Consider the following 26,408-nt stretch of genomic DNA (forward strand, 5'->3'; position numbering starts at 1 on the left):
TACTAAACACTTTAATTTCAAATAAGTCCATAAAATACGGGTATTTACGGGTGTCATACGGGCGTTTTGCGGGCAGCTTCAGCTGCGTTTTACTATACAATCGCCCGACCTGAACCCGTGCTGCCTCGCCTCGCGCGGCAGTTTCATTCGATGGCCACAACCATCCGCGACGTCGCCCGCGCGGCCAGCGTTTCGATCGGCACCGTGTCGCGCGCGCTCAAGAATCAGCCGGGCCTTTCCGAGGCCACGCGCGAGCGCGTCGTCGAAGCGGCGCGCCAGCTCGGCTACGACCCGGCGCAGTTGCGTCCGCGCATCCGCCGGCTAACTTTCCTGCTGCATCGTCAGCACAACAACTTCGCCGCGAGCCCGTTCTTCTCGCACGTGCTGCACGGTGTCGAAGACGCGTGCCGCGAGCGCGGCATCGTGCCGTCAGTGCTGACTGCCGGGCCGACCGAGGACGTAATTCATCAGATGCGCCTGCATGCGCCCGACGCCGTCGCGATCGCCGGCTTCGTCGAGCCCGAAACGCTCGCCACGCTGGTCGCGATGCAACGCCCGCTGGTGCTGATCGATCTATGGTCGCCGGGCTTGCGCTCGGTCAATCTCGACAACGCCGGCGGCGCCACGCTCGCGATGCGCCATCTGTTCGCGCAGCAGCGCAAGCGCGTCGCGTTCATCGGCGGCTCGCTCGCGCATTTCAGCATCGCCGAGCGCGCGCTCGGCTACCGGCGCGCGTTCTTCGAAGCGGGACTGCTGTTCGACCCGTCGCTCGAAGTGAACATCGACGCTGGGCTCGATCCCGACACCGGCGCCGCGCGCGCGATGCAGCGCCTGCTCGACGCGCCGGGCCCGCGCCCCGACGCCGTATTCGCATTCAACGACGCCGCCGCGCTTGCCGCGCTGCGCGTGTGCCTCGCGCGCGGCCTCAGCGTGCCCGACGACATCGCGATCATCGGTTTCGACGACATCCCCGCCGCCGCCCACGCTACCCCGCCGCTATCGACGATCGCGGTCGACAAGGAAGCGCTCGGCCGACGCGGGGTCGAACTGCTGCTCGAAGACTCGCCCGCCGAACTCGAAGTCCGCTTGCCCGTTCAACTCGTTGCCCGTGCCAGTACTTTGGTGAAAACGCCATGACGCTAACCGATCCGCTTCAACTTTCCACCGACGCCGCGAAGGCGCCGCCGGTCGCCAGCTTCCGCAAGCGCGAGTTTCTGCTCACGCACATCGAGGACACGCTGCGCTTCTACGCGCCGAACGTGCTCGACCCGAGCGGCGGCTTCTACCACTTCTTCCGCGACGACGGTTCGATCTACAACCGCACCACGCGCCACCTGGTCAGCAGTTGCCGCTACGTGTTCAACTACGCGATGGCATACCGGCAGTTCGGCGACCCGAAGCACCTCGAATACACGCGCCACGGCCTGCGCTTTCTGCGCGACGCGCACTGGGACTCGCAGCACGAGGGCTACGACTGGGAAATCGAATGGCGCGACGGCAAACAGCGCACGCTCGACGCGACGCGCCACTGCTACGGCCTCGCGTTCGTGCTGCTCGCGTACTCGCACGCGGCGATGGCCGGCATCGAGGAAGCGAAGCCGATGATCGGCGCGACCTTCGAACTGATGGAGCACCGCTTCTGGGACGCCGCCGCCGGCCTCTATGCCGACGACGCGTCGGCCGACTGGCGTGTCAGCACGTATCGCGGGCAGAACGCGAACATGCATACCACCGAGGCGCTGCTCGCCGCGCACGAAGCGACCGGTCATCTGGTGTATCTCGATCGCGCCGAGCGCGTCGCGTCGAATATCACGCTGCGCCAGGCGAAGCTGTCGCAAGGGCTCGTGTGGGAGCACTTTCACGCGGACTGGTCGGTCGACTGGCACTACAACGAAGAGGACAGCTCGAACATCTTCCGTCCGTGGGGCTTTCAGCCCGGTCATCAGACCGAATGGGCGAAGCTGCTGCTGATTCTCGAACGCTTCCGTCCGCTGCCGTGGCTGCTGCCGCGCGCGATCGAACTGTTCGACGCCGCGATGACGCACGCGTGGGACGAAGACCACGGCGGCCTCTACTACGGCTTTGGCCCCGACGGCACCGTGTGCGATCACGACAAGTACTTCTGGGTGCAGGCCGAAACGTTCGCGACCGCCGCGCTGCTCGGCAAGCGCACCGGCAACGAGCGCTTCTGGGACTGGTACGACGAGATCTGGCGCTATTGCTGGACGCACTTCGTCGATCACAGGTACGGCGCGTGGTATCGCATCCTGACCTGCGACAACCGCAAGTACAGCGACGAAAAGAGCCCGGCCGGCAAGACCGACTATCACACGATGGGCGCGTGCTACGAAGTGCTCGCCCATGCGCTCGGCGAAAACGCTGCGGCTGAATCAGCCGCTCCCGCCGCAGCGGCTTCCGCGGAGAAAGCACAATGAGCGCGACAACCGAACTCCCCGTTTTCATATCCGCCGGCGACATCCTGACCGATCTCGTGCGCACCGGCGCATCGCACTGGCTGTCGCGTCCGGGCGGCGCGGGCTGGAACGTCGCGCGCTGCGTCGCGCGGCTCGGCCTGCCGACCGCGAGCGCGGGCTCGCTCGGCGTCGATAACTTTTCCGACGAGCTGTGGCACGCGAGCGTCGCGGCCGGCCTCGACATGCGCTTCCTGCAGCGCGTCGAGCGCCCGCCGCTGCTCGCGATCGTGCATCAGACGCATCCGCCCGCGTACTTCTTCATGGGCGAGAACGGCGCCGACCTCGCGTTCGATCCAGCGAAGCTGCCCGCCGGTTGGATGAACGCGGTGAAGTGGGCGCACTTCGGCTGCATCAGCCTCGTGCGTCAGCCGCTCGGCGACACACTGGCGAAGCTCGCCGCCGAGTTGCGTTCGCACGGCGTGAAGATCAGCTTCGATCCGAACTATCGCAACCTGATGGAGCACGGCTACGAGCCGACGCTGCGTAAGATGGCCGCGCTTGCGGATCTGATCAAGGTATCGGACGAAGACCTGCGCATGATCTTCAAGACCAGCGATGAAGCCGCCGCGCTCGCGCAACTGCGCGCGATGAATCCCGCCGCCACCGTGCTCGTCACGCGCGGCCCCGAAGCGGCGATGCTGCTAGAAGGCGCCGCGATGATCGAGGCGAAACCGCCGCGCGTCGAAGTGGTCGATACGGTCGGCGCGGGCGATGCGTCGATCGGCGGTCTGCTGTTCAGCCTGATGAGCGCGCCGCAACGCGGGTGGCCCGAGCATCTCGCGTTTGCGCTCGCGGCCGGCGCGGCGGCTTGCGGCCACGCCGGCGCGCATGCGCCGACGCTCGACGAGGTGGTCGCGCTGCTATAAAACATCCAAAGGGCCATGCCCTCCCCAAGGAGCAGAAACTCCGGGCAAGTCCTACACTGGCCACGCTGAAGGGAGCGGCCGTCCGCTTACTGGTGACTCATCCCGTTAAAAAACATGGTCCAGGGACCGATGCGGACCCGGCATTGGTGACACCGTGAGGTGATCCCGTTCAGGAAAGTGATAGATACCGCAGTCCCGCCCTTTGGCACTTCCATGACCAGGAGGGCCAGACATGGCACAGCCCAAACCGAGGCGAACCGTCGCTCGCCGCACCGATATGTCCGTTGTCAATCCGCACGCCGCAGGCATCGATGTCGGCGCACAGTTTCACGTGGTCGCGGTTGGACCCGAATGCGCCGAGGACCCAGTGCGTTCGTTCCGCAGCTTCACCGCCGATCTTCACGAACTTGCCAGGTGGCTCAGGCAGGTCAAGGTCACGACTGTCGTGATGGAGTCGACCGGGATTTACTGGCTTCCCGTGTTCGAAATCCTCGAGTCTTATGGTTTCGAGGTGTTGCTGGTCAACGCCCGGGAGGCAAAGAGCGTACCGGGCCGCAAGAGCGATGTGAACGATGCCCAGTGGCTGCAGAAGCTGCACCGGTACGGACTGCTGCGCGCCAGCTTCCGCCCCCGACAGGACGTGGCCACGCTACGATCCTATCTGCGGCAGCGGGAGCGCCTGCTGGAATATGCGGCGTCCCATATCCAGCATATGCAGAAGGCAATGATGCAGATGAATGTACAGTTGCATCACGTCGTTCAGGACATCACAGGCGTCACCGGCATGAAGATCATCCGGGCGATCGTCGCGGGTGAGCGCGATACCGATGTCCTTGCACAGCATCGCGACATGCGCTGCAAAGCCTCCATCGAGACAATCCGTGAAGCGCTGGGCGGTCATTACCAGCCCGAGCACGTGTTCGAGCTCACCCAGGCCGTGGCCCTGTACGACTTCTACCAGACCCAGGTGACGCAATGCGATCAGCGGATCGAAATCGCGCTCAAGCAGTTGCAGGCTGGCATCGAACCCGTCGCCGCGCCACTGCCGGCAGCGCGACATCGAGGCAAGCAGTCAAACGACTTCTCATTCGACGTGCGTGCTGCGCTGTACGGGATGCTCGGTGTCGACCTGACGCAGATTCACGGCCTGGGACCCTACGTGGCGCTCAAGCTCATTGCCGAATGCGGCAACGACATGTCCCGCTGGCCGAGCGTGAAGCACTTCACGTCATGGCTGTGCCTCGCACCTGGCAACAAGATCTCGGGCGGCAAGATCCTGTCTTCGAAAACGCGCCGCTCCTCCAGCAAGGCCGCTGCCGCGTTGCGGCTCGCCGCCGTCACGGTCGGCAGGACCGACACCGCTCTGGGCGGCTTCTACCGACGGCTGTCAGCCCGCATCGGCAAGGCGAAGGCCGTCACTGCCACCGCACGCAAGATCGCGGCGCTCTTCTACAACACACTGCGCTACGGCATGGAATATGTCGATCCAGGCGCAGCCTATTATGAGGAACGTTACCGGCAGCGGGTCCTGAACAACCTGACGCGCCGGGCCGAGTCCCTGGGCTATGTCCTTCAGGCCAAAGCGACCTGACTCAGGGGAGTTTCTCAGGAAACGCGGCGCTGTAATTCTGCTGCCCTGGGGCGCGCGTAGCGTAACGGATGTCGAGCACGTCGCGCGGCGCGAAGCCGCCCCGGGCGGGAACCGATCCCGCCACGCCGTGCTAGGATGAAAACATCGAAACCTTTGCGAAAAGGAGCGAGGCCATGGAAGACGTCACCTACACCAAAGGGCTCTACACGGCCACCGCGTCGATAAGAGAAGTCGCACATGACGCCTGGCAAGGTGTCGTCACCCTCGCTCGCGACGAAGGCGAACCCAGCGCCGATCAGGAAACCACGCTCTACGAAGTCGACTCGACGTCGTCGACGCCAGGAGAAGCGCTCGAAGAAGCCAAAGCGCTCGCACATCGTATCCTCGGGGAAATCGAACTGTAGGCCGAACCAAGGGGCAGCGCGTCGCGCGTCCTCGCGCATCGGCGCGCCGCTGCCGGATCGGCCGGCTGGAGGCGATCATGGCTGAACAGCTGTTCCAATACGGCGTGTATTCGATCCACGTTCGTCCGCTCGAACTCAGTGGCGCGCGCTGGGACGCGGAATACGAAATCCGTCATCGCGAGAAGGCCGTCAAGGCGTGGACCACGGTCGGCGGCGACGCGGGTTATGCCGAGCAGTCCGAAGCGGTGGAAAGTGCGCATCGGCAGGCGGTCGACGATATCGAGCATGGAGCGGGAATTCCGAAGCCGCGCGTGTTTCCGTGACGGCGGGGGGTGGGTGTGGCGCGCGGCTGCGCCCAACCCGCACGCCGCGCGTGATGCAACCTGACCCAGCCTGAAATCCGGGACGCGCCCGGAAGCATTTCGACGACGGCATCGCGCAACCTCGCACCTGGCGATACATCGCGCCGCGCCGCCTTCGCACCGCGCGGAAACTCGCGCAGCGCGCACAATGCACACCATGCTACGCTGTGCACGTCTTCATCCCCACGAGCGCGTGATGGCAAGCGAACCGTCAGACCGTTTTTCCACGCTCGGCGACACCGACACCGACGCAAGCGCGCCGAGGCGCCGCGCGCGCGGCAGTCGCGAAATGCGTCTCGACGATCGCGTGGTGATCGCGCACGGCATGCCGACGCCGCTGTGGCAAGACCTGTATCACCGCGCGCTCGGCGTGCGCTGGCCCGGGTTCTTCGTGTCGCTCGCGCTGCTGTTCCTGCTGCTCAACACCGTGTTCGCCATGCTCTACATGCTCGGCGACGCTCCGATCGCGAATCAGTTTCCGAAGGGCTTCGCCGGCGCGTTCTTCTTTAGCGTCGAAACCCTCGCGACGGTCGGCTACGGCGACATGCATCCGCAAACCGTCTACGCGCACTGGATCGCGACGCTCGAAATCTTCATCGGTATGTCGAGTATCGCGTTGGCGACCGGGCTGATCTTCGCGCGCTTTTCGCGGCCGCACGCGAAGATCATGTTCGCGCGCTACGCGGTGATCCGGCCGATCGACGGCCGCATGACGTTGATGGTGCGCTCGGCCAACGCGCGTCAGAACGTGATCGCCGAGGCACGCGCGCGGCTGCGCATCATGCGTCTGGAGACCTCGATCGAAGGCTTTACGCTGCGCAAGCTCTACGACCTCGCGCTGGTGCGCGACCAGCACCCGGTCTTCAAGCTCGGCTGGACGCTGATGCACATCATCGACGAAGCGAGTCCGCTGTTCGGCGAAAACGCCGAATCGTTGAAAGGCCGCGACGTGTCGCTGCTGCTGACGCTCGAAGGCATCGACGAATCGACGTCGCAAACCATGCAGGCGCGCCACATGTGGACTTGCGACCAGATCGTCTGGCAGCACCGGTTCGTCGACATCATGAGTGAGCGCGACGGCGTGAGCCACATCGACTACGCGCACTTCGACGAAATCGTGCCGCTCGATGCGGCACCGCTCCAACCGGACCTCGCGGCGAACACGGCGCAATAGCAATAGCCATCGTCCCATTCGCCGCCTCACGACACCCCAGGGCATACCCCAACCGCGCCGCCGCGTGGCAAATCCGGCTCAAAAGCGGGCCGAAACGCGCGACTCATCGCGCCCATTCGCGCACGCCCGATTAAAGAAGAAATAATTCACTCTCACGAGCGCTAAAAAATAGAGTCTCTTTCGCTACGCGGCATCCGTGACTCCACCGCCCGCGCGCGAAGCCAGAACCTTGGAGACTCCCCCATGACCGCTCGCCTGCCCATCGACGGCACGCCCGCTCTCGCCGACTACAAGCTGTCCGACAATCTCATCGCGACGCGCGGCCGGATCTTTCTGACCGGCACTCAGGCGCTCGTGCGCCTCGCGCTGATGCAGCGCGCGCTCGACAAGACCCGCAACCTGAACACGGCCGGCTTCATCAGCGGCTATCGCGGCTCGCCGCTCGGCATGGTCGATCAGCAGTTGTGGAAGGCGAAAAAACTGCTTGCCGCGAGCGATATCCGCTTTCTGCCCGCGATCAACGAAGAACTCGGCGGCACCGCCGTGCTCGGCACGCAGCGCGTCGAAGCCGATCCCGAGCGCACCGTCGATGGCGTATTCGCGATGTGGTACGGCAAAGGCCCGGGCGTCGACCGCGCGGGCGATGCCTTGAAGCACGGCAACGCGTACGGCTCGTCGCCGCACGGCGGCGTGCTGGTGGTCGCGGGCGACGATCACGGCTGCGTGTCGTCGTCGATGCCGCATCAGAGCGACTTCGCGATGATCGGCTGGCATATGCCGGTCGTGAATCCGTCGAACATCGCGGACATGCTCGAATTCGGCCTTTATGGCTGGGCGTTGTCGCGCTTCTCGGGCGCGTGGGTCGGCTACAAGGCCATTTCGGAGACCGTCGAATCGGGCTCGACCGTCGATCTCGACGCGCTGCAAACCGGATGGACACCGCCACCGGAATTCGAAGCACCAGCCGGCGGTCTGCACAACCGCTGGCCCGATCTGCCGAGCCTTACGATCGAAGCGCGTCTGCACGCGAAGCTCGACGCGGCGCGCCAGTTTGCGCGCATGAACAGCATCGACAAATGGATCGCGCCGAGCCCGCACGCCAATGTCGGCATCGTCACGTGCGGCAAGGCGCATCTCGATCTGATGGAAGCGCTGCGCCGGCTCGATCTGACGGTCGCCGATCTCGACGCGGCCGGCGTGCGCATCTACAAGGTCGGACTGTCGTTTCCGCTGGAGATGACGCGCATCGACGCGTTCGTGTCGGGTCTGTCCGAAGTGCTCGTGATCGAAGAGAAAGGCCCAGTGATCGAGCAACAGATCAAGGACTATCTGTACAACCGCACACAAGGCACACGACCGGTCGTGATCGGCAAGCACGCCGAAGATGGCACGTTGCTGCTGTCGTCGCTCGGCGAATTGCGGCCGTCGCGCATTCTCCCGGTGTTCGCGAACTGGCTCGCGAAGCACAAGCCGGCGCTCGATCGCCGTGAACGCGTCGTCGATCTGGTCGCGCCGCAGATCCTGTCGAACGCGGCGGACAGCGTGAAGCGCACGCCGTACTTCTGCTCCGGCTGCCCGCACAACACGTCGACGAAAGTGCCGGACGGCTCGATCGCGCAGGCGGGCATCGGCTGTCATTTCATGGCGTCGTGGATGGAGCGCGACACGACCGGGCTGATTCAGATGGGCGGCGAAGGCGTCGACTGGGCCGCGCATTCGATGTTCACGAAAACCCGCCACGTATTCCAGAATCTCGGCGACGGCACCTACTTTCACTCCGGCATTCTCGCGATCCGCCAGGCGGTCGCCGCGAACACGACGATCACCTACAAGATCCTCTATAACGACGCGGTCGCGATGACGGGCGGCCAGCCGGTCGACGGCAGCATCTCGGTGCCGCAGATCGCACGTCAGGTCGAAGCCGAGGGCGTATCGCGCTTCGTCGTGGTCAGCGACGAGCCCGAGAAATACGACGGCCATCACGGCCAGTTTCCGCAGGGCACGACGTTTCACCATCGCAGCGAGATGGACGCGGTGCAGCGTCAGTTGCGCGACACCGACGGCGTGACCGTGCTGATCTACGACCAGACCTGCGCGGCCGAAAAACGCCGGCGCCGCAAGAAGGGCGAATTCCCCGACCCGAACAAACGGCTCTTCATCAACGAGGAAGTCTGCGAAGGCTGCGGCGATTGCGGCGTGCAGTCGAACTGTTTGTCGGTGGAACCGGTGGAAACCGCGCTCGGTCGCAAGCGCCGCATCGATCAGTCGTCGTGCAACAAGGACTACTCGTGCGTGAACGGCTTTTGCCCGAGCTTCGTCACCATCGAAGGCGGTACGCTGAAAAAAGCCGCGGGCGACGCGTTCGATCCGCAGGCGCTCGCCACGCACGTCAACGCGTTGCCGATTCCCGCGACGCAACTCGACGCCGCGCCGTACGACATCCTCATCACGGGCGTCGGCGGCACCGGTGTTGTGACGGTCGGCGCCTTGATCAGCATGGCCGCGCACCTCGAAGGCAAGAGCGCGTCGGTGCTCGACTTCATGGGCTTCGCGCAGAAGGGCGGCGCGGTGCTGTCGTTCGTGCGCTTTGCCGCCCGCGACGAATGGCTGAACCAGGTCCGCATCGACACGCAGCAGGCCGACGTGCTGCTCGCCTGTGACATGGTGGTCGGCGCGAGTGCCGATGCACTGCAGACGGTGCGACATGGCCGCACCCGCATCGTCGTCAACACGCATGCGATTCCGAACGCGAGCTTCGTGCAGAACCCGGATGCGACGTTGCATGCCGACGCACTGATCGACAAGATGCGCCACGCGGCCGGGGAAGAGCGTATGTCGACGTGCGACGCGCAAGCGCTCGCAACGCGTTTTCTCGGCGATACGATCGGCGCGAACATTCTGATGCTCGGCTTCGCGTGGCAGCTCGGTCTCGTGCCGGTGTCGTTCGCCGCGATGATGCGCGCGATCGAACTGAACAACGTCGCCGTGCAGATGAACCAGCTCGCGTTCTCGATCGGGCGCATGGCCGCGGCTGATCCCGCCGCGCTCGAATCGCTGTGGCAATCGCGTCACGCACCGAAGCCGAGCGTGCGGGTCGATACGCTCGACGAGCTGATCGCCCATCGCGAAGCACGGCTGCTCGCGTATGGCGGCGCGGCTTATGTGAAGCGGTATCGCTCGCTCGTCGATGCAGCGCGGCGCGCGGAAGCCGCCGTCGATGCGGCGAGCGAGCGCGTGACGCGCGCGGTCGCGACCACGTTCTACCGACTGCTCGCGGTAAAGGATGAATACGAAGTTGCGCGTCTGCATACGGATGCCGCGTTCCGCGATGCGCTCGAAGCGCAGTTCGAGGGCGTCGCCGGCAAGGACTTCACGATCCGCTTCAACCTCGCGCCGCCGACGCTCACGCGCGCGCAGCCCGGCGCCGTGCCGACGAAGAAAACCTATGGTCAGTGGATGTGGCCCGTGCTCGGCCTGCTCGCGAAATGGCGCGGTCTGCGTGGCTCTGCGCTCGATCCGTTCGGCCGCACGCTCGAGCGCAAGATGGAGCGCGAGCTCGCGAGCGATTACGAAGCCACGCTGCAACGTGCGCTAGCGAAACTCGACGCGAGCCATCTCGACGACGTCGCGAAACTCGCTGAACTGCATGCGCGCGTGCGCGGGTATGGGCACGTGAAGCTGGCGAATCTGGCGGGCGTCAAGCGTGGTGAGCGTGACCTCGCTGCGCGCCTCGGCATCGATGCGGCGACGGGTGTCGCGGTGAAGAAGTCGCTCGAGGAGATGAAGGGCGCCGGGCAATTGCGCGGCATTCCGGTGGTAGTCGCGAAGTAAGCGGTTCGTTGCGTTGCTCACCGTTGCATCGCGTCGAGCAGCGCCCTCACCTGCATCACCTTCGCCGGATCGACTGGCGCGAGTCCGTTACCGTTCACGCGCACGCCGGAGCCGAAATGCACGGCCTCGACGTGCGTTTTGCTCACGAAGTCCGCGACCGCATCGACCGTCAAGCCGGCACCGGCGAGCACCGTGCAATGCGAGCCGGCAGCCTGCCGCAGCAGTTCGCCGATCGTCGCTTGCGCCCGCAGCACCGAGGGCTGTCCGCCCGACGTCAGCACATTCGTCACCGCCTCGAAACCGAGCAATACGTCGAGCGCTTCGCGCAGATCGCGCGCCTCGTCGAATGCGCGATGGAACGTGATCGCGAGTCCATCGGCGGCCTCGCACGCGCGCGCGAGACCTTCGCGGTCGATCGCCCGCTCGGCATCGAGCATGCCGATCACGATGCCGTTCGCGCCGGCCGCCTTGACGGCCCGGATGTCGCGCAGCATCACCGCGTAGTCGTCGGCATCGTAGACGAACGCGCGGCTATGCGGCCGCACGATCACGTTCACGGGCACGCCGGCTGCCCGGACGCCGACCGCTGAAACCACCGCCTCGATCAACCCCACACTCGGCGTCAGTCCGCCCTCGCCCATCGCGGTCACGAGTTCGAGACGGTCGGCACCGGCCTGCGCGGCAGCGCGCGCATCGGCGACGGTCGTGGCAATCACTTCGAGCAGCACGGACATGAGCGCAACCTGGTGTCGTCGAAAACGACATCATGTCAGATGCGCGCGTCGCGTTCGTCTTCGACCCAGTCGATATCGCCGCACAGCACGCAGGTCTCGCTGCCGACGCGCGTTGCCACCGACAGCGTCACGCACGGCAACGCCTCGTTGATCGACAGATACGGCCGCGTCACGTGCACGCGCTCCGGCGCATTGATCGCGACGCTGAAGTACGGACGACGCAGCCAGTTCGCGCCCTGCGCGTCGGCGAGCGGCAGAAAGCGCGTTTCGTGCGCCGCGCGATCGGCGCGCAGCACGACGTTGCGGCCGGCCTGGCGCCCCTTCGCGTCGAGCAGAAAACAGCGCGCCACGTGATCGAGCGCGAGGAAATTCCAGCACACCTCGTCGAGCGGCTCACCGGCTGCGAGACGCTCCGCGGCGCGCTCGAACGCGCGCAGATACGGCGCGAGCCGACTCGCGCTGCGCCGCTCGCGTGCCTCGGCCTGCTCACGATAACGCTCGGTGACTTCGCCGATGCAGACCGCCGCGTGAATCGCATCGGCAACACCCGGATTCGGCCGGCCAAAGAAAAAGCCCTGCACGAAGTCGGCATTGCAGGCGAGCGCCATCTGCGCTTCGTGCTCGGTTTCGACGCCCTCGATCAGCACCAGCTTGCCCGCTTCGTGCAGCATCGCCACGAGCCCCGGCAGGATCGTCGCCATGTCGGCGCGATGCGCGGCATGCGACAGCATGACGCGGTCGAGCTTCACGATGTCGGGATTCAGTTGCCAGATCCGCTCGATGTTCGAATGACCGGCGCCGAAATCATCGAGCGCGATCAGGAAGCCGCGCTCGCGAAAGTCGCGCACCGCGTCGGCAAGTCGATCGAGATCTTCGGCGCTCTGCTCGAGCACTTCGAGCACGACGCGCCGCGGCGACAGATCGAGCCGCCGCAGATTGGCGAGCAAAGCGGCCGCGAGATACGGGTCGGTCAGCACGCCCGGGTGCACGTTCAGGAACAACCATTCGCGCTCGGCGCCGAGCACCTTGAAGTTCTCCAGATGCAGCGTCTGCGCCAGCCGATCGATCTGCAGCGCGTCGCCGAGGCGTGCGGCCTCGCCGAACACATCGAGCGGCGACACCGCGCGATCGAGCGCGTCGTGCGCGCGCAGCAAGCCCTCATAGCCGACCGCGCGCAGGTGCGACAGACTGAAAATCGGCTGGAACACGCTGGTAAGCGTCAGTTCGCCGTGCTGCACCGAATACCTTTGAAGGCCCGAGGTCACCTCGACCTCGAAGCCGTGCGGCATGCTCGCCGCCCTGTCCTGTTGCGCAATGCTCATGCAATCCTCTCACGCGAGAGCCGGCCGGTCCGAACGCGACCGGCAACGAGGCCGATGGTCTCTCAAAATGTGCGTCGTCATTACCGGTTAAGCAAGGTCCATGCGCGCGGTGGCGCACACTGCGCTGTAACTCGCTCGAAAGATTGCACCGGCGACAGCGCTCGTGCGCCGCCCGTGGGCGTCGCGCGCACCGTTGCGGTGCACGGATTCGCAGGCCGCGTCGCGGCGAAGCTCGCGGCAACTGCGTGCGCCGCCGGGCTACACTCGACCCTGCGCATCGCGCCCTCTCCCGGGACACCCCCTTCATCCCCCGAAACACACGATGGAAATTGTCTTTACCGTCCTGATCCTGCTACTTGCCGTCGCCGCGTCCGGCATGCTGACCCGCGCGCTGCCGTTCAAGCTGCCGCTGCCGCTCGTGCAGATCGCGATCGGCGCGATGCTCGCGTGGCCGCGCCTCGAATTGCACGTCGCGTTCGATCCGGAAATCTTCATGCTGCTGTTCATTCCGCCGCTGCTGTTCGCGGACGGCTGGCGCATCCCGAAGCGCGAGTTCTTCATGGCGCGCCGCGCGATCCTGATGCTCGCGCTCGGTCTCGTGTTCATGACGGTGCTGGTGGTCGGTCACTTCGTGCACGCGCTGGTGCCGCAGATCTCGCTGCCGGTCGCATTCGCGCTCGCCGCCGTGTTGTCGCCGACCGACGCGGTCGCGCTGTCCGGCATCGCCGGTAAGGGCAAGATTCCGGTGCAGCTGATGCATATTCTCGAAGGCGAGGCGCTGATGAACGACGCGTCAGGCCTCGTCGCGCTGAAGTTCGCGATCGCCGCCGCGCTGACCGGCGCGTTCTCCCTGCGTGAAGCGTCGGTGAGCTTCGTGATCATCGCGGTGGGCGGCCTCGCGGTCGGCGCGGCGGTGAGCGCGATGTTCAGCTTCGTGTCCGCGCGCTTCCTGAATCTCACCGAAGAAGGCGATCCCGCGCCGGGCGTCGTGATGACGCTGCTGATCCCGTTCGCCGCCTACCTGACCGCCGAGCGCTTCGAGCTGTCGGGCATTCTCGCCGCGGTCTCCGCCGGCATGATGATGAACTACGCGAGCATCACGGAAAAATGGCAAGTCGCCTCGCGCGTGCGGGCCTCGAGCACGTGGACGATGATCGAGTTCGTGTTCAACGGCATGGTGTTCATCATGCTCGGCCTGCAGTTTCCGCACATCCTCGGCCGCGCGCTGCTCGACGCGCACGAAACCAACGACGCGCAGGTCGCGCTGCTGATCGGCTATATCGTTGCGGTGGCGCTCGCGCTGTACGCGATGCGCTTCGCGTGGGTGTGGCTGCTGCGCTGGTTCGCGAGCCGCGGCGCGACGAAGCACGGCGTCGCGAACGCAGTGCCCGGGTTGCGCATGGTGTCGGTGACGACGGTGGCCGGCGTGCGCGGCGCGGTGACGCTCGCGGGCGTGCTGTCGCTGCCGGAGGTGCTGCCGAACGGCACGCCGCTGCCGGGACGCGATCTCGCGATTTTCATCGCGTCGGGCGTGATCCTGGTGTCGCTGCTGGTGGCGGTGGCCGCGTTGCCGCTGCTGCTGCGCGGCTGGCGGCGCGGCAAGGACCCGCACGCCGCCGAGGAAGCACTCGCGCGTACGCTCGCCGCGCAGTCGGCGATTCGCGCGGTCGATCATCTGCACGACACGGAATGCGCGGACCTCGATGAATCGGCTCAGGCGTATGCGACCGATGTAACCGCGCGGGTGATGGACCTGTACCGCCGCCGCCTAGCGACGCTCGACGACGAACAGGCGCCACGCGAACTCGCGCGCAGCGCCGATGCCCTCGAATTCCGCATGAAGCTCGCGGCGATGCGCGCCGAGCGCAAGACGCTGCTCGACCTGCGCGACACCCAGCGCATCAACGACGAGACGCTGAACAAGCTGATGCGCGAGGTGGATCTGTCGGAGACGGCGCTGACCGCGCGCAAAAGGTAGGAGTTGGCTGCCGCATCGGCACCTGCACCGGCGCTTGAAATGCCAGTGCCGATAAAAGACGCTCAGGCCACCGGCCCTTGCGTCGGCTTTCTTCTCAACAGCGCGTACAGGATGATCGCGCCGAACGTCGCGGTGCCGATGCCACCGAGCCCGAAGCCGCCGAGCTTCAGCGAGAAGTCGCCGGCGCCGAGCACGAGCGTGACGGCCGCGACGATCAGGTTGCGGTTGTCGGAGAAGTCGACCTTGTTGACGACCCAGATGCGCGCGCCCGTCACCGCGATCAGCCCGAATACGACGATCGACACACCGCCCAGCACCGGTCCCGGAATCGTCTGGATCACCGCGCCGAACTTCGGCGAGAAGCCGAGCACGAGGGCGATCAACGCGGCGATCACGAACACCAGCGTCGAATAGATCTTCGTGACCGCCATCACGCCGATGTTCTCCGCGTACGTGGTCACGCCGGTACCGCCCGCGAAGCCGGACACGATCGTCGCGAGCGCATCGCCGAGAAACGCGCGGCCGATATAGCGGTCGAGGTTCTGGCCCGTCATCGCGCTGACGGCCTTGATGTGGCCGAGGTTTTCGGCGACGAGGATCACCGCGATCGGCGCGAGCAGCGTCATCGCGTGCGGGTCGAACACCGGCGACATGAAGTTCGGCATGCCGAACCACGCGGCGTTCGCGACGATCGAGAAATCGATCGGCTTGCCCATGCCGAGGCCGTTCGTGACGATCGCGTATATGACGTAGGCGAGCAGCAGGCCGACCAGGATCAGCAGACGCTGGAGCATGCCGCGCGTGAACACCGCGACCGCGCCGACGCATAGCACCGTGACGAGCGCCATCCACGACTCGAAATTGCTGCCGCTCACGCCATGCACGGCGATCGGCGCGAGGTTCAGACCGATCACGCAGACGATCGCGCCGGTCACGACCGGCGGCATCAGCGTTTCGATCCAGCCCGTGCCGACCGCCGCCACGATCAGGCCGATCACCCCGTACGCGACGCCGCACGCGATGATGCCGCCCAACGCGACCGCAATATTCGGGTTCGCGCCGTGTCCGCCGTAGCCGGTCACCGCGATCACGAGGCCGATGAACGCAAAGCTCGAACCGAGATAGCTCGGCACGCGCCCGCCGACGAGCACGAAGAACAGCAGCGTGCCGATCCCCGACATGAAGATGGCCAGGTTCGGATCGAAGCCCATCAGCAGCGGCGCGAGCACGGTCGAGCCGAACATCGCGACGACGTGCTGGACGCCCATCGCGAACATCTGCGGCCACCCGAGCCGTTCGTCGATGCCGACGATGCCGCCCTCGGCGACGGCAGGCTGGCGGCGCCAGCGGGGGAAATAGGATGCGGCCATCGCGGGGATTCTCCTCAGGGTCGGCGTGGTGTGTGCCGATCACGCGCTGCGGCGTGGGTCCGGCAAAGTTACGCGCGAGTTTACGGAGAGCAATAAGGGCTGGCAAGCGGGCCGACAAGTGGCTCGGGAAACGAGCCCTGGAAGCGCGTCAATTCGCCCGGCGCGGGTCGGGGTCCGGCGTCACCGCGGCGCCGTCCCGCGAGGAGTGGTCCGTCGGCGCGCCGTACAGCATCACCCGATTGCGGCCGGCATCCTTCGCGCGATACAGCGCTTCGTCGGCGGCGTCGACTAGCGCGCGGCTCGTCGCGAGCGCCGCGCCCTGCGCGGTCGCAGCGCCTGCGCTCACCGTCAGCACGTGATGCGTGCTGGCCACATGGCGGCATTGCAGCGCCTGCACCGCCGCGCGCATCTGCTCGGCGATCCGCTGCGCGCCCGTCGCGTCGGTGTCCGGCAGCAGCACCGCGAACTCCTCGCCGCCGAAGCGCGCGGCCGTATCGCCCGGACGTCGCGCGTTCTGCGCGATACAGCGCGCGACGCCGATCAGCGCTTCGTCGCCGGCCGAATGGCCGTACAGGTCGTTGAAGCCCTTGAAGTTGTCGACATCGATCAGCAGCAGCGACAGCGGCCGGCCGGTGCGCTGCGCGCGTCGCCATTCGTCGTTCACGTGCTCCTCGAAGGCGCGGCGGTTGTTCAGGCCGGTCAGCCCGTCCGTGCGCGCCAGTTCGCGCAACTCTTCCTCGGCCGCACGGCGCAGACGCAACTGGCGTGAGAACAGGATCGCGAGCGCGATGATCGTCACGTCGAGCGCGCCGATCAGCGTGCCGATGATCCATGCGCGCCGCCGCCACTCGACGTAGATGTCGCGCGTCGAGAGCGCGACGTCGAGGATCAGCGGAAAGCCGTCGATATGGCGGAACGCATACCAGCGCTCGACGCGATCGATCGCCGCCGTGCCGAAGAAGTCGCCGCTCGGCCGCTTGATGAAGCGCGAGAAGTTGGCCGTGCCGGTCAGGTTGATGCCGATCGTTTTCGAATCGTAAGGACGGCGCATCAACATCGTGCCGTCGCTGAGCATCAATGCCATCGAGCCGCTCGGCCCGAGCTTCATGCCGTCGAACAGCCGATGGAAATACGTGAGGCGCAGCGTGCCGACCACCACGCCGCCGAAGCTGCCGTCCGGCCTCGAGATGCGCCGGCTCAGCGCGATGCGCAGGTCGTCGTCGGTGCCGCTCGGACTGAACGGATGGCTGATGTACAGGCCGATGTCGGGTGAAGCGCGCTGCGCCTTGAAGTAATCGCGGTCCGCATGGTTACTTGCGCGCGGCGGCCACGCGCGTGAATCGAAGCGCACGTTGCCGTTCTCGTCGAGCACGAATACCGAGCCCATGTCCTTTGCGCTGATCGAGCCGTCGAACAGCACCATCTGGCGGATCTCCGGCGGCAGATCGAGCGCGCCCGGCTGCTTCAGTCCGTCGATCGCCGCGCGCAGCGACAGGTCGTAGATCTCGAGATTGCGCGACACGTCGCGCTGGACCAGCAGGGATATGTTGGCGATGGAGTCCTGCGCGCGCCGCAACGCATCTTCGCGCATCTGTGCGAGCAGCGACACGGCGATCGCGAGGATCGCGCCAGCCAGCAAGACACTGATCGCAATCACGTTGTTCGGTCGGCGCGTCACCATGCGTTTTTGGTTCTGACATGCGCTGAACGTCGCGCGTGAAGAAGCGGCCGCGTCTCGGCAATCACCGTCAAAAACGCGACCTATAAAAACGTGAGCGTAGCAGACATGGCGCGCAGGCAAACGTTTGCGTAGCCGGGTGTTTGCCCGCATGCACCGGAACGGCACGCCAGAAGTCCCGTCCGGCGGGGGTTTGCGCCCGATCGCCAGATTATCCAGGCGCCGTCCAATTATTCGGATAGAAAACGCGAATTGGCTGGATAGTTGGCCTCGCCACTTGGGTATTCAATCGAGCCTGTCACGTTCAAACGATTGGACACAAGGAGAGAGACACATCATGAGCGAGAAGCGCAGCGCCTCGGAATGGCGCGAATTCGTCAGCGGCTGTCTGGACTTTCGCCCCGCGGAAGGCGTGTACCGGATTGCCCGCGAAATGTTCACGGAGCCCGAGCTGTTCTCGCTCGAGATGGAGCACATCTTCGAGAAGGCCTGGATCTATGCGTGTCACGAAAGCGAGATCCTCAACAAGAACGATTTCCTGACGATGCGCGCTGGCCGCCAGCCGCTGATCATCTCGCGCGACGGCGCCGGCAACCTAAACGCGATGATCAACGCGTGCCAGCACCGCGGCGCGACGCTCACGCGTATGACCAAGGGCAACCAGTCGACCTTCACGTGCCCGTTCCATGCATGGTGCTACAAGAACGACGGCCGGCTCGTGAAGGTGAAGGCGCCGGGCGAATACTGCGACGACTTCGACAAGTCGGTGCGCGGCCTGAAGAAAGCGCGCATCGCGAGCTACAAGGGCTTCGTGTTCGTGAGCCTCGACGTCGACGGCACCGACACGCTCGAAGACTATCTCGGCGACGCGCGCATCTTCTTCGACATGATGGTCGCGCAGTCGCCGACCGGCGAGCTCGAAGTGCTGCCCGGCAAGTCGACCTACACGTTCGACGGCAACTGGAAGCTGCAGAACGAGAACGGTCTCGACGGCTATCACGTGAGCACCGTGCACTACAACTACGTGGCGACCGTGCAGCACCGCATCGAGTCGAATGCGAAGAAAGGGGATGACCCCAGCGGCACGCTCGACTACAGCAAGCTCGGCGCCGGCGACAGCGAAACCGACGACGGCTGGTTCGCGTTCAGGAATGGCCACAGCGTCCTGTTCAGCGACATGCCGAATCCGCAAGTGCGTCCCGGCTACGAGAGCGTGATGCCGCGGCTCGTCGAAGCCTATGGCCAGGACAAGGCCGAATGGATGATGCACCGGCTGCGCAATCTGAATGTCTACCCGAGCCTGTTCTTCATGGACCAGATCAGCTCGCAGCTGCGCATCGTGCGGCCGGTCGCGTGGAACAAAACCGAGGTCATCAGCCAGTGCATCGGCGTGAAGGGCGAGTCGGCGAAGGATCGCGAGAACCGCATCCGTCAGTTCGAAGACTTCTTCAACGTGTCCGGCATGGGCACGCCCGACGATCTCGTCGAGTTCCGCGAGCAGCAGCGCGGCTTCCAGGCGCGCCTCGAACGCTGGAGCGACATCTCGCGCGGACATCACAAGTGGGCCAGCGGCGCGACCGCGAACACCACGCTGCTCGGCATCGAGCCGAATCTGACCGGCACCGAGCTGACCCACGAAGGGCTTTACGTGAACCAGCACGGCACCTGGCGCGACACGATCCTCAAGGGTCTCGACAAATCCATCGAATCGCAGGGAGAGCAGGCATGAGCCAAGTCCAACACTCCGTCGAGCAGTTTCTGTATCTGAAGGCCGATCTGTGCGACAAACAGCAATGGGACGAATATGTCGACCTGTTCGATCCGCAGAGCGTGTTCCATGTGCCGCAGTGGGATTCGGAGCACGTGTACACGACCGATCCGAAGCAGGGCATGTCGCTGATTTACTACTCGGATCGCGCCGGTCTCGAAGACCGCGTGTTTCGGCTGCGCACCGGCAAGTCGGCCGCGTCGACACCGCTGCCGCGCACGATGCATCAGATCAGTAACGTGCGACTGAGCGAGCGCGAAGATTCGAGCGTCGAAGCGAACGTGAACTGGTCGACGCTGTACACGCGTCACGGCTCGACCGACTACTTCTACGGCCGCGCGGTGTACGACCTGCAAGCGTCGGGCGATAGCTGGAAGATCAAGCGCAAGCACGTGCTGCTGCTGAACGACCACATCAACGCGGTGCTGGATTTCTACCATCTGTAAGCCGGGAGCACGACGATGAAACATAAGGTCGCGTTGAGCTTCGCCGATGGCAAAACCGCGTTCTTCGATGTGAGCCCGAACGAGCTGTTGCTCGACGCGGCGCTGAAGAACGGCGTGAACATTCCGCTCGACTGCCGCGAAGGCGTGTGCGGCACCTGCCAGGGGCGCTGCGAATCGGGCGACTACACGCTCGATTACGTCGACGAGGAAACGCTCAGCGAAGAGGACCTCGCGCAGCGCAAGATCCTCTCGTGCCAGACGCGCGTGAAGTCGGATGCGTCGTTCTATTTCGACTTCGACTCGACGCTGTGCGAAGGCGCCGGCACGAGCACCGTGTCCGCGAGCGTGGTCGGCGTCGAGCTGGTGTCGGCGACGACCGCGATTCTGCGTGTCGATGCGAGCGCGCTTGAGCGTCAGCTCGATTTTCTGCCGGGCCAGTATGCGCGCGTGAAGGTGCCCGGCACCGAAGAATGGCGTTCGTACTCGTTCGCGAATCATCCGAACGCACGCAACGAGTTGCAATTCCTGATCCGTCTGCTGCCCGACGGCATGATGAGCAACTATCTGCGCGAACGTTGCAAGGCCGGTGATACGGTCGAGTTCGAGGCGCCGCTCGGCGCGTTCTATCTGCGCCAGGTCGAGCGTCCGCTCGTGATGGTGGCGGGCGGCACGGGACTCTCTGCCTTCCTCGGCATGCTCGACGACATCTCGGCGAAACGCAATGTCGCGCATCCGGTGCATCTGTACTACGGCGTCACGAATGCAGCCGATCTGTGCGAGACCGGGCGCATCAACGGCTACAAGGCGAACATCGAAGGATTCGCGGTCGAGACCGTCGTGATGAATCCGGCGCCGGGATGGTCGGGCAAGACCGGGCTGATTCCCGAGCATTTCGACCGCTCGTTTCTCGAATCGAATGGCTTCGACATGTACGTGTGCGGACCGCCGCCGATGGTCGAAGCGATCAAGACCTGGCTCACCGAGCAGGGAATTCAGGATTACCGGCTGTTTTACGAAAAGTTCGGCGAAAGCAACGCGCGATAGGACGTTCTAACGCCGCGCTGCGCGCTTCAGCGTCTCGGATGGCGACTCGCCGAACAATGCCTTGTACTCGGTCGAGAAACGGCCGAGATGGGACATCCCCCAGCCCAGCGCCACCGACGAGATATTGCGCACCGAGCGGTCGTCGAGAATGTCGCGCCGCGCCGATTCGAGTCGGTAGCGTTTCAGATACGCGATCGGCGCGCAGCCAAAATATTGACGGAAGCCGTCGAACAGCTTGAAGCGCGACACACCCGAAGCGCGCTCGATGTCTTCGAGCGTGATCGGCTCGCGCGCGTTGTCGTGAATGAACTGGCGCGCGCGGGTCAGATAATGCGGTGGCGTCGGCGCGGTCGCGTTGGCCAGCTGTTCCGAATAGTTATGCGGCTGTGACAGCAGCAGCCCCTTCAGCAACGTTAGTTCGAATTCGCTGGACATGTAAAGCTGCCCTAGCGACGGTCCCGAGCGCTCCATCTCGCCGGCCAGGAACTTGACCATGCGCCACCACGATGCCTGGTCGCCGGCGGCTGCGTCCATGTCAGGCTGGAACACGAGCGGCGTTTCGACGGGGCGTTGCAGCATCGTCTGCAGCACCTGTTGGAGCGCTGAGCGCGGAATCGCGACGTGCAGCTTGCGGCAATTGCCGGTAATCGCGAGATCTTGCGATTCCTGCGGACTGACAATCAGACCGCAATCCTGATCCGACAACCACCTCTTGCCGTGTGCTGCGAGCTCCTGTTGACCGACCATCGGCAGGCTCACGCTGTAGCAGTTCAGCGGACTGCTCTCACTCACCGCGACCGTCACGTCGGTGCCGTATTCGACGTAGCCTATCGTCGTCGCCATCGAACGAAGTACGGTGCCGGACTGGTGGAAGCGCAAGCGCTCTGGATGACTGACCTGGAGGCCGTGGGGGCCGCAGATGGACGCCATCCAGTTGCGTGCGCCGTCTAGGTCGTTTAACGCGGCACGGAGGTCGCGATTGCCGGGGTCCGGAGTTGACATACGTGGAGACGAGCTATTGAGGTGCGTGCCCCGAGGGCAGACAGTCCATCAGGGCGCAGAACGGGGGACATGATGGGATTGGCTAAGCCTACCTCAACCGTGGCCGCTCCGGGTGGATGAATCCGGGTGGATGAATGAGACATTGTCCTCCGGTAAAGCACCGCTGTGCTGGCATGGAGAATCGCTGCCAAATGGAAGAGAGACCGAAATTCAAACGAAAGGCGACGCATTCATCACGCATTTAAATACGCGCAAAACCGTGCAAATTTGTATTTTATCGGTCATTGCGTTGTCAGTCGCGCAGAAGGGCAGCGCGGTGGCCCGCGCGAGGTCGTCAAACACGACGCAGCACATCAGCGACAGCTCGACGAAGATCGCGGACATCACAGCGATCATCGAGGCGTTGCGTTTCAGACCGACCTTCTCGCGCTGAATGCGGCCGTCGAAACGGCGCGCACCCGCGAGCAGGAACGCAGCTTCGCGGTGGTCGCGAGCGAGGTGCGCAGCCTCGCGCAACGCTCGTCGAGCGCCGCCAGGAGATCGACGACCCGATCGCGACGTCGGTCGACCGGATCCGCGACGGCTCGGCGCTCGCTGGCGAAGCGGGGAGGACGATGAACGAGGTCAGCGCCTCTTCAAACGAAGATTGTAGGGAGTGCCTAGCAAGCCCGGGGCAACTCACTCCGCTTCCTCCGCAAATTCCTCGTATTTGTCCAGCACTTCCTGCTTGAGATATTCCAAAGTGGGGTTAGCGGCCAGGTCCTGCACCTTCTCATATGGTAGGTAGCTGCAAAGCGCTGACAATGGCCCCTGCGGGAAAATCGAGAACGCCGGCCGCATCAGCTCCTGAAACACCTTTTTGCGCCGTTCTTCCGGCGCCACGATGTGCAGCCTCGTGTGGAAGTTGGGCTGCAGCGCCAGCAGGTCCGCCATGCGTAAGATCCCGGAGTAGACCGCGGTTGTGTGCTCGACTTCAAAGGCACGCACGATGGTCTTCTTTTGTAGCCAGAGAACATCAATCTGTTCGACCGTCTTGATGGCCGGTTCGGAAAGCTGCGTGTAGGGGAGGGCCGCCAACAGCTCGTGGTTACCCATCTCTGAAAGAACAGCTTCCTTGTCAGCCTTCGGTATCCAGACCTCAAATCCCATGGCGATCCCAATGTCGGCGAGCAACGCCTGCATCTTGTGGGAAGTTCGGACCTGCGGCGGGAGATTTGAAGGGTCTGGTATGTCGCATGGTTTCGGAGTAAGCGTCTCAGGCTGAGGAGCTTCGGCCTCTTGCTCATCAAGGGGAATCTGCACCGCCACAAGCTTTCCCACGGCATTAATCATCTTCAGGCTGCGGTGCTTTTCCCAAGTCTCGTCAGCGATCTCATCAGGAGTCGGATGCTGGGACTGGTGAGAAAGTAGCTCCTCCACTTTCTGACCGTCGGGTTCCCGTAATCGAACGCCACTGCTACGCAGGATGGCATTCCACCCGCCGGCCCCGGGCGTTACGTCCTTCGTGAAGGATAGGGCGGCCCAAACGGTGGAACGCTTAATGGGAAGAAGTGCGCCTTTCTTCAACCAGACGATCGGCTTCACGGGGAATTGCAGCGTGTACTCGCTGAGGATTTCGCTGCTCGGCGCCGCCTCCGCCATCGGCCCCATGACCTCTAATATGCCTACCCAGCAGGACAGCCCCTTAAGGTAGCAAAGAATTTTGTCGCCGGGTTTGATTTTGGTAACCCAAGCCTTGCGGTTGGGGTGGAAACCTGCAGTATTCTTGGGGGTATTTGAAAAGCCCTCGAATGTATCTACCGAGAAAATATCAACGAAGTAGGTCATTGGAGTATGGGTGGGGTTCGGGCAAGGTCAAGTGACGGACGCAGTAACGCTGGATAAATATACTAACTATACTAACGGCTACAGTTGAGGCAGCGATTAAGAATCGCACCGAATTTAGTGGACGCTTATGGGTATCTGCAACAGAAGGTCGATCAGTCACTCGGAGTCGGTTACGCGGAAGACTCCTCATTGGCCGAACCCGGAATGTCATGGTGGCAGACCACCGTTGCAGCGCCGCGCCAAGCAAAGTCTAGTCTTCGAAAAGACCAAGGTAGTCGGTACTCACCCGCTCATAACTCGACGCAGACAGCCATGCGCGGCCGCCCGTGACACTGGCGTTCGTGTGGCCCCACACCGCTACTCTGTGTGCGGGAATGCCATCACTCGCCATGCCCCTAACGCGCCGATTTCATCCAGCTCGCCAGTTCGGGGCATGAGTGTTTCAAGCCAGCGTTCGAGGTGAGGCTTGGCAGCAAGCGTGTCCGATTTACTGCGATTGCAGGTCGGGTGCGCGAGCGAGCACAAAATTGTGAGCTTGGTCCCTTTGATACAGCGAAAATTGGACAAAGTGATCGACGTCGGCCTCGGTAACTCCGCGCCCACAGTAGAAGCAATGAGGGCCGTTCAGCTTACGCAAGTGTGCACCAACGATGGTCAGTGACTGACGCAAGGCGCAAAACAGGAAGTCCGCCAAGTCGTCCGCGTCACCGAGGATGGCGTGGTTACGCCGATTAGCCTTAATATGCTCGACCCAGCGGGTGCGCGACATTTGCTGCACCAGTGTATAAAAGCGGCGAAGGGAGTAAGCGACGCCGTGCCTCAGCGTGATTCCCCCGCGTGTGGATCGCACATAAAGGAACGGATCGGTGACGCCGCCGGAGTTTTGGAGGTGCTTCTCAATGCAAAACAACGCACTACATCGCAAAGACGTAGTGCGTTGCTTTTAAAGCAATTTATGGTGGCGAGGAGGAGGATCGAACTTCCGACCTTCGCATTGCGAATTCGAATATCTGCGATTCACCTAGATACTTCGCCCTACTCCGAACTCTTAAAACTCTGAAAAATCACCGTGTTAGTGTCCGTCTTCGTACTTTCACATAGATCAATGTACCGCTGCTGATCCTACACCGTTCCTACATGATAGAATTTTCTCAGACCCAATTCTCTGTGTAGGAGCCACGCCAAATATGGCAAACATAACAAAGACCTACGTTGAAAAAAGCGCCGCACCCCGCGAAGATGGCAAGCCGGCGTTCTACTTCGATGACGAGATCAAGGGCTTCGGCATTCGGGTGACCGGCGGAGCCAAAACCTTCATCGTCGACCGGAAATTAAACGGCAAGACCGTCCGCGTCAGCATCGGCAGGTATCCCGCCTGGTCAGTTCAGGCAGCCAGAGACCGCGCAAAAGAACTGATCGTGGAACTCGACAAGGGCAATGACGTCCGGCAACAGGAGAAGCAGCGCAGTGATGCGGGGGTAACCCTACAATTAGTTTTCGATAAATTCATGGCTGAACGGCAGTTGAAGCCAAGAACTCAGACCGACTATCGCCGCTACATGGAGCACTACCTGTCAGACTGGATGGGAAAGGCGATAGCAACTATTGATTCGGACATGATCATGGCCCGCTATCGCCGGATTGCGAAATCCAGCAGCGGCGCAGCCCAGGCGTCAAGCGTGATGCGCACCTTGAGGAGCATATTCAATTTCGCCATCGCAACGTATGGGCGAGCTGTCATTCCGGAGAACCCGGTGGCGAGCCTCACGGCCAAGCGCGCCTGGTTGCGGGACAAGGCTCGCACCGATCACCTGCGCCCGCACGAAATCAAGCCGTTCGTCGTCGCAGCGCGGGCATTGCCAAACGCAGTCATGGGCGCTTACATCGAATTCATCCTATTGACCGGCGCACGCCGTACTGAAGCAGCAACGCTTAAGTGGAAGCACGTGGACCGAAAGGCACGAACCCTCACGCTGAAGGAGACCAAAAACCACTCAGATCGGGTGCTGCCTATTACCCCGAGAGTTGCGGAAATTCTCGATGCAATGTGGCAAGTCAAGATCGGCGAGTTCGTTTTTGCTGCCCGAGACAAGAACGGCGAGCCCTCGCACGTCAGCGAGCCTCGCAAAGCGATGACGACGTTGAATGTGGCAGCAAGTAGCGCCGTCACGGTTCACGGTCTTCGCCGCACCTTTTCGACCGTTTTGGAATCGCTGGACTGCCCCGGCATTCCACTGAAGTCGCTACTCGGGCATTCGCTGAAGGGGGACGTTACAACGGCTCACTACACGCAGATCACCGTTGAGCGGCTGCGACCGTGGGCGGAACGATATGAAGAGCATGTCTTGGCTTTACTTGCTGCTACCCCTTCAGACACCGACGAGGCCACAGAGGTCGCAATCGGTTGATTTCGCAAACGAACCGGTCTGACGAGACAATAAATCCACGCCCTGCCGAAGACCGATGGATCAAAGCGTCAAACGGCAGAGGCGGATGATCCCCAAACCGCATTACTTTTTTGTTGGGGGAGCAACCGC

The 26,408-nt window shown here is 63.6% G+C and carries 20 protein-coding genes and 1 pseudogene; 14 read left to right on the plus strand and 7 right to left on the minus strand.

The genetic code is table 11. The features are described from left to right. Positions 1-150: 150 nt before the first annotated feature. The 8 genes from OKW44_RS26025 to OKW44_RS26060 all read left to right on the plus strand — a co-directional run bounded on the left by OKW44_RS26025 (position 151) and on the right by OKW44_RS26060 (position 10,702). Positions 151-1,137 (plus strand): LacI family DNA-binding transcriptional regulator, encoded by a 987-nt coding sequence (locus tag OKW44_RS26025; protein ID WP_018419214.1) that lies wholly within the window; start codon positions 151-153, stop codon positions 1,135-1,137. After that, positions 1,134-2,435 (plus strand): AGE family epimerase/isomerase, encoded by a 1,302-nt coding sequence (locus OKW44_RS26030; protein WP_018419213.1) that lies wholly within the window; start codon positions 1,134-1,136, stop codon positions 2,433-2,435. Before OKW44_RS26025 ends, OKW44_RS26030 begins: the two co-directional genes overlap by 4 nt. Continuing rightward, the gene (locus OKW44_RS26035; protein ID WP_018419212.1) at positions 2,432-3,340 is read left to right on the plus strand and encodes a carbohydrate kinase family protein; all 909 of its coding nucleotides are present in this window, start codon (positions 2,432-2,434) and stop codon (positions 3,338-3,340) included. Before OKW44_RS26030 ends, OKW44_RS26035 begins: the two co-directional genes overlap by 4 nt. Before the next feature lie 232 nt (positions 3,341-3,572). Then, on the plus strand, positions 3,573-4,931 hold the full coding sequence (locus tag OKW44_RS26040) for an IS110 family RNA-guided transposase (RefSeq protein ID WP_280784411.1): 1,359 nt from the start codon (positions 3,573-3,575) through the stop codon (positions 4,929-4,931). A 173-nt stretch (positions 4,932-5,104) separates the two neighbouring features. Then, positions 5,105-5,335: a hypothetical protein gene (locus OKW44_RS26045; RefSeq protein WP_018419210.1), complete on the plus strand. Its 231-nt coding sequence runs from the start codon at positions 5,105-5,107 to the stop codon at positions 5,333-5,335. Positions 5,336-5,412: 77 nt separating this feature from the next. After that, the gene (locus OKW44_RS26050) at positions 5,413-5,658 is read left to right on the plus strand and encodes a hypothetical protein (RefSeq protein ID WP_018419209.1); all 246 of its coding nucleotides are present in this window, start codon (positions 5,413-5,415) and stop codon (positions 5,656-5,658) included. Positions 5,659-5,893: 235 nt separating this feature from the next. Then, positions 5,894-6,871, plus strand: coding sequence for an ion channel (locus OKW44_RS26055; protein WP_018419208.1), 978 nt, complete (start codon positions 5,894-5,896; stop codon positions 6,869-6,871). A gap of 243 nt (positions 6,872-7,114) precedes the next feature. Then, the gene (locus OKW44_RS26060; RefSeq protein ID WP_018419207.1) at positions 7,115-10,702 is read left to right on the plus strand and encodes an indolepyruvate ferredoxin oxidoreductase family protein; all 3,588 of its coding nucleotides are present in this window, start codon (positions 7,115-7,117) and stop codon (positions 10,700-10,702) included. Positions 10,703-10,719: 17 nt separating this feature from the next. On the opposite strand, the gene OKW44_RS26065 is transcribed toward OKW44_RS26060, so the two are convergent. Together OKW44_RS26065 and OKW44_RS26070 are read right to left on the minus strand one after the other, a co-directional pair. Then, the gene (locus OKW44_RS26065) at positions 10,720-11,436 is read right to left on the minus strand and encodes a copper homeostasis protein CutC (protein ID WP_020565941.1); all 717 of its coding nucleotides are present in this window, start codon (positions 11,434-11,436) and stop codon (positions 10,720-10,722) included. Positions 11,437-11,471: 35 nt separating this feature from the next. Further along, positions 11,472-12,758 (minus strand): EAL domain-containing protein, encoded by a 1,287-nt coding sequence (locus OKW44_RS26070; RefSeq protein ID WP_018419204.1) that lies wholly within the window; start codon positions 12,756-12,758, stop codon positions 11,472-11,474. A 322-nt stretch (positions 12,759-13,080) separates the two neighbouring features. Here OKW44_RS26070 and OKW44_RS26075 point away from each other — a divergent pair, with 322 nt between their 5' ends. Then, positions 13,081-14,736: a Na+/H+ antiporter gene (locus tag OKW44_RS26075; RefSeq protein ID WP_018419203.1), complete on the plus strand. Its 1,656-nt coding sequence runs from the start codon at positions 13,081-13,083 to the stop codon at positions 14,734-14,736. Positions 14,737-14,798: 62 nt separating this feature from the next. On the opposite strand, the gene OKW44_RS26080 is transcribed toward OKW44_RS26075, so the two are convergent. Further along, positions 14,799-16,106 carry a solute carrier family 23 protein gene (locus OKW44_RS26080; RefSeq protein WP_018419202.1) on the minus strand — a complete coding sequence of 436 codons (1,308 nt, stop codon included), beginning with the start codon at positions 16,104-16,106 and terminating at the stop codon, positions 14,799-14,801. A 148-nt stretch (positions 16,107-16,254) separates the two neighbouring features. Next, positions 16,255-17,787, minus strand: a complete 1,533-nt coding sequence (locus tag OKW44_RS26085; RefSeq protein WP_018419201.1) for a sensor domain-containing diguanylate cyclase — start codon at positions 17,785-17,787, stop codon at positions 16,255-16,257. 334 nt (positions 17,788-18,121) lie between these two features. Between OKW44_RS26085 and antA the strand changes: the two genes are divergently transcribed. Genes antA through antC form a run of 3 tightly spaced genes read left to right on the plus strand, consistent with a single transcriptional unit; the run spans position 18,122 to position 21,042 of the window. Beyond that, complete coding sequence (gene antA, locus OKW44_RS26090; protein WP_018419200.1) at positions 18,122-19,513, plus strand: anthranilate 1,2-dioxygenase large subunit; 1,392 nt, start codon at positions 18,122-18,124, stop codon at positions 19,511-19,513. Further along, complete coding sequence (gene antB, locus OKW44_RS26095; protein WP_018419199.1) at positions 19,510-19,998, plus strand: anthranilate 1,2-dioxygenase small subunit; 489 nt, start codon at positions 19,510-19,512, stop codon at positions 19,996-19,998. Before antA ends, antB begins: the two co-directional genes overlap by 4 nt. Positions 19,999-20,013: 15 nt before the next feature. Then, positions 20,014-21,042 carry an anthranilate 1,2-dioxygenase electron transfer component AntC gene (gene antC, locus OKW44_RS26100; protein WP_018419198.1) on the plus strand — a complete coding sequence of 343 codons (1,029 nt, stop codon included), beginning with the start codon at positions 20,014-20,016 and terminating at the stop codon, positions 21,040-21,042. A 6-nt stretch (positions 21,043-21,048) separates the two neighbouring features. Here antC and OKW44_RS26105 read toward each other — a convergent pair whose 3' ends face one another. Then, positions 21,049-22,044: an AraC family transcriptional regulator gene (locus OKW44_RS26105; RefSeq protein ID WP_026225566.1), complete on the minus strand. Its 996-nt coding sequence runs from the start codon at positions 22,042-22,044 to the stop codon at positions 21,049-21,051. A 244-nt stretch (positions 22,045-22,288) separates the two neighbouring features. Between OKW44_RS26105 and OKW44_RS26110 the strand changes: the two are divergent. Further along, positions 22,289-22,673 (plus strand): annotated as a pseudogene (locus tag OKW44_RS26110) (methyl-accepting chemotaxis protein); the annotation flags it as partial. A gap of 49 nt (positions 22,674-22,722) precedes the next feature. Here OKW44_RS26110 and OKW44_RS26115 read toward each other — a convergent pair. Together OKW44_RS26115 and OKW44_RS26120 are read right to left on the minus strand one after the other, a co-directional pair. Beyond that, positions 22,723-23,871, minus strand: coding sequence for a type II restriction enzyme NmeDI-related protein (locus tag OKW44_RS26115; RefSeq protein WP_018419195.1), 1,149 nt, complete (start codon positions 23,869-23,871; stop codon positions 22,723-22,725). A 487-nt stretch (positions 23,872-24,358) separates the two neighbouring features. Continuing rightward, positions 24,359-24,640: a hypothetical protein gene (locus tag OKW44_RS26120; protein WP_162633919.1), complete on the minus strand. Its 282-nt coding sequence runs from the start codon at positions 24,638-24,640 to the stop codon at positions 24,359-24,361. Positions 24,641-25,058: 418 nt separating this feature from the next. On the opposite strand from OKW44_RS26120, the gene OKW44_RS26125 reads away from it, so the two are divergent. Next, entirely contained in the window at positions 25,059-26,279 is a 1,221-nt protein-coding gene (locus tag OKW44_RS26125) for a tyrosine-type recombinase/integrase (protein ID WP_018419194.1), read from the plus strand. Positions 26,280-26,408 lie beyond the last annotated feature (129 nt).

The organism is Paraburkholderia lebeckiae (assembly GCF_050436325.1).
Taxonomy (GTDB): Bacteria; Pseudomonadota; Gammaproteobacteria; order Burkholderiales; family Burkholderiaceae; genus Paraburkholderia; species Paraburkholderia tuberum.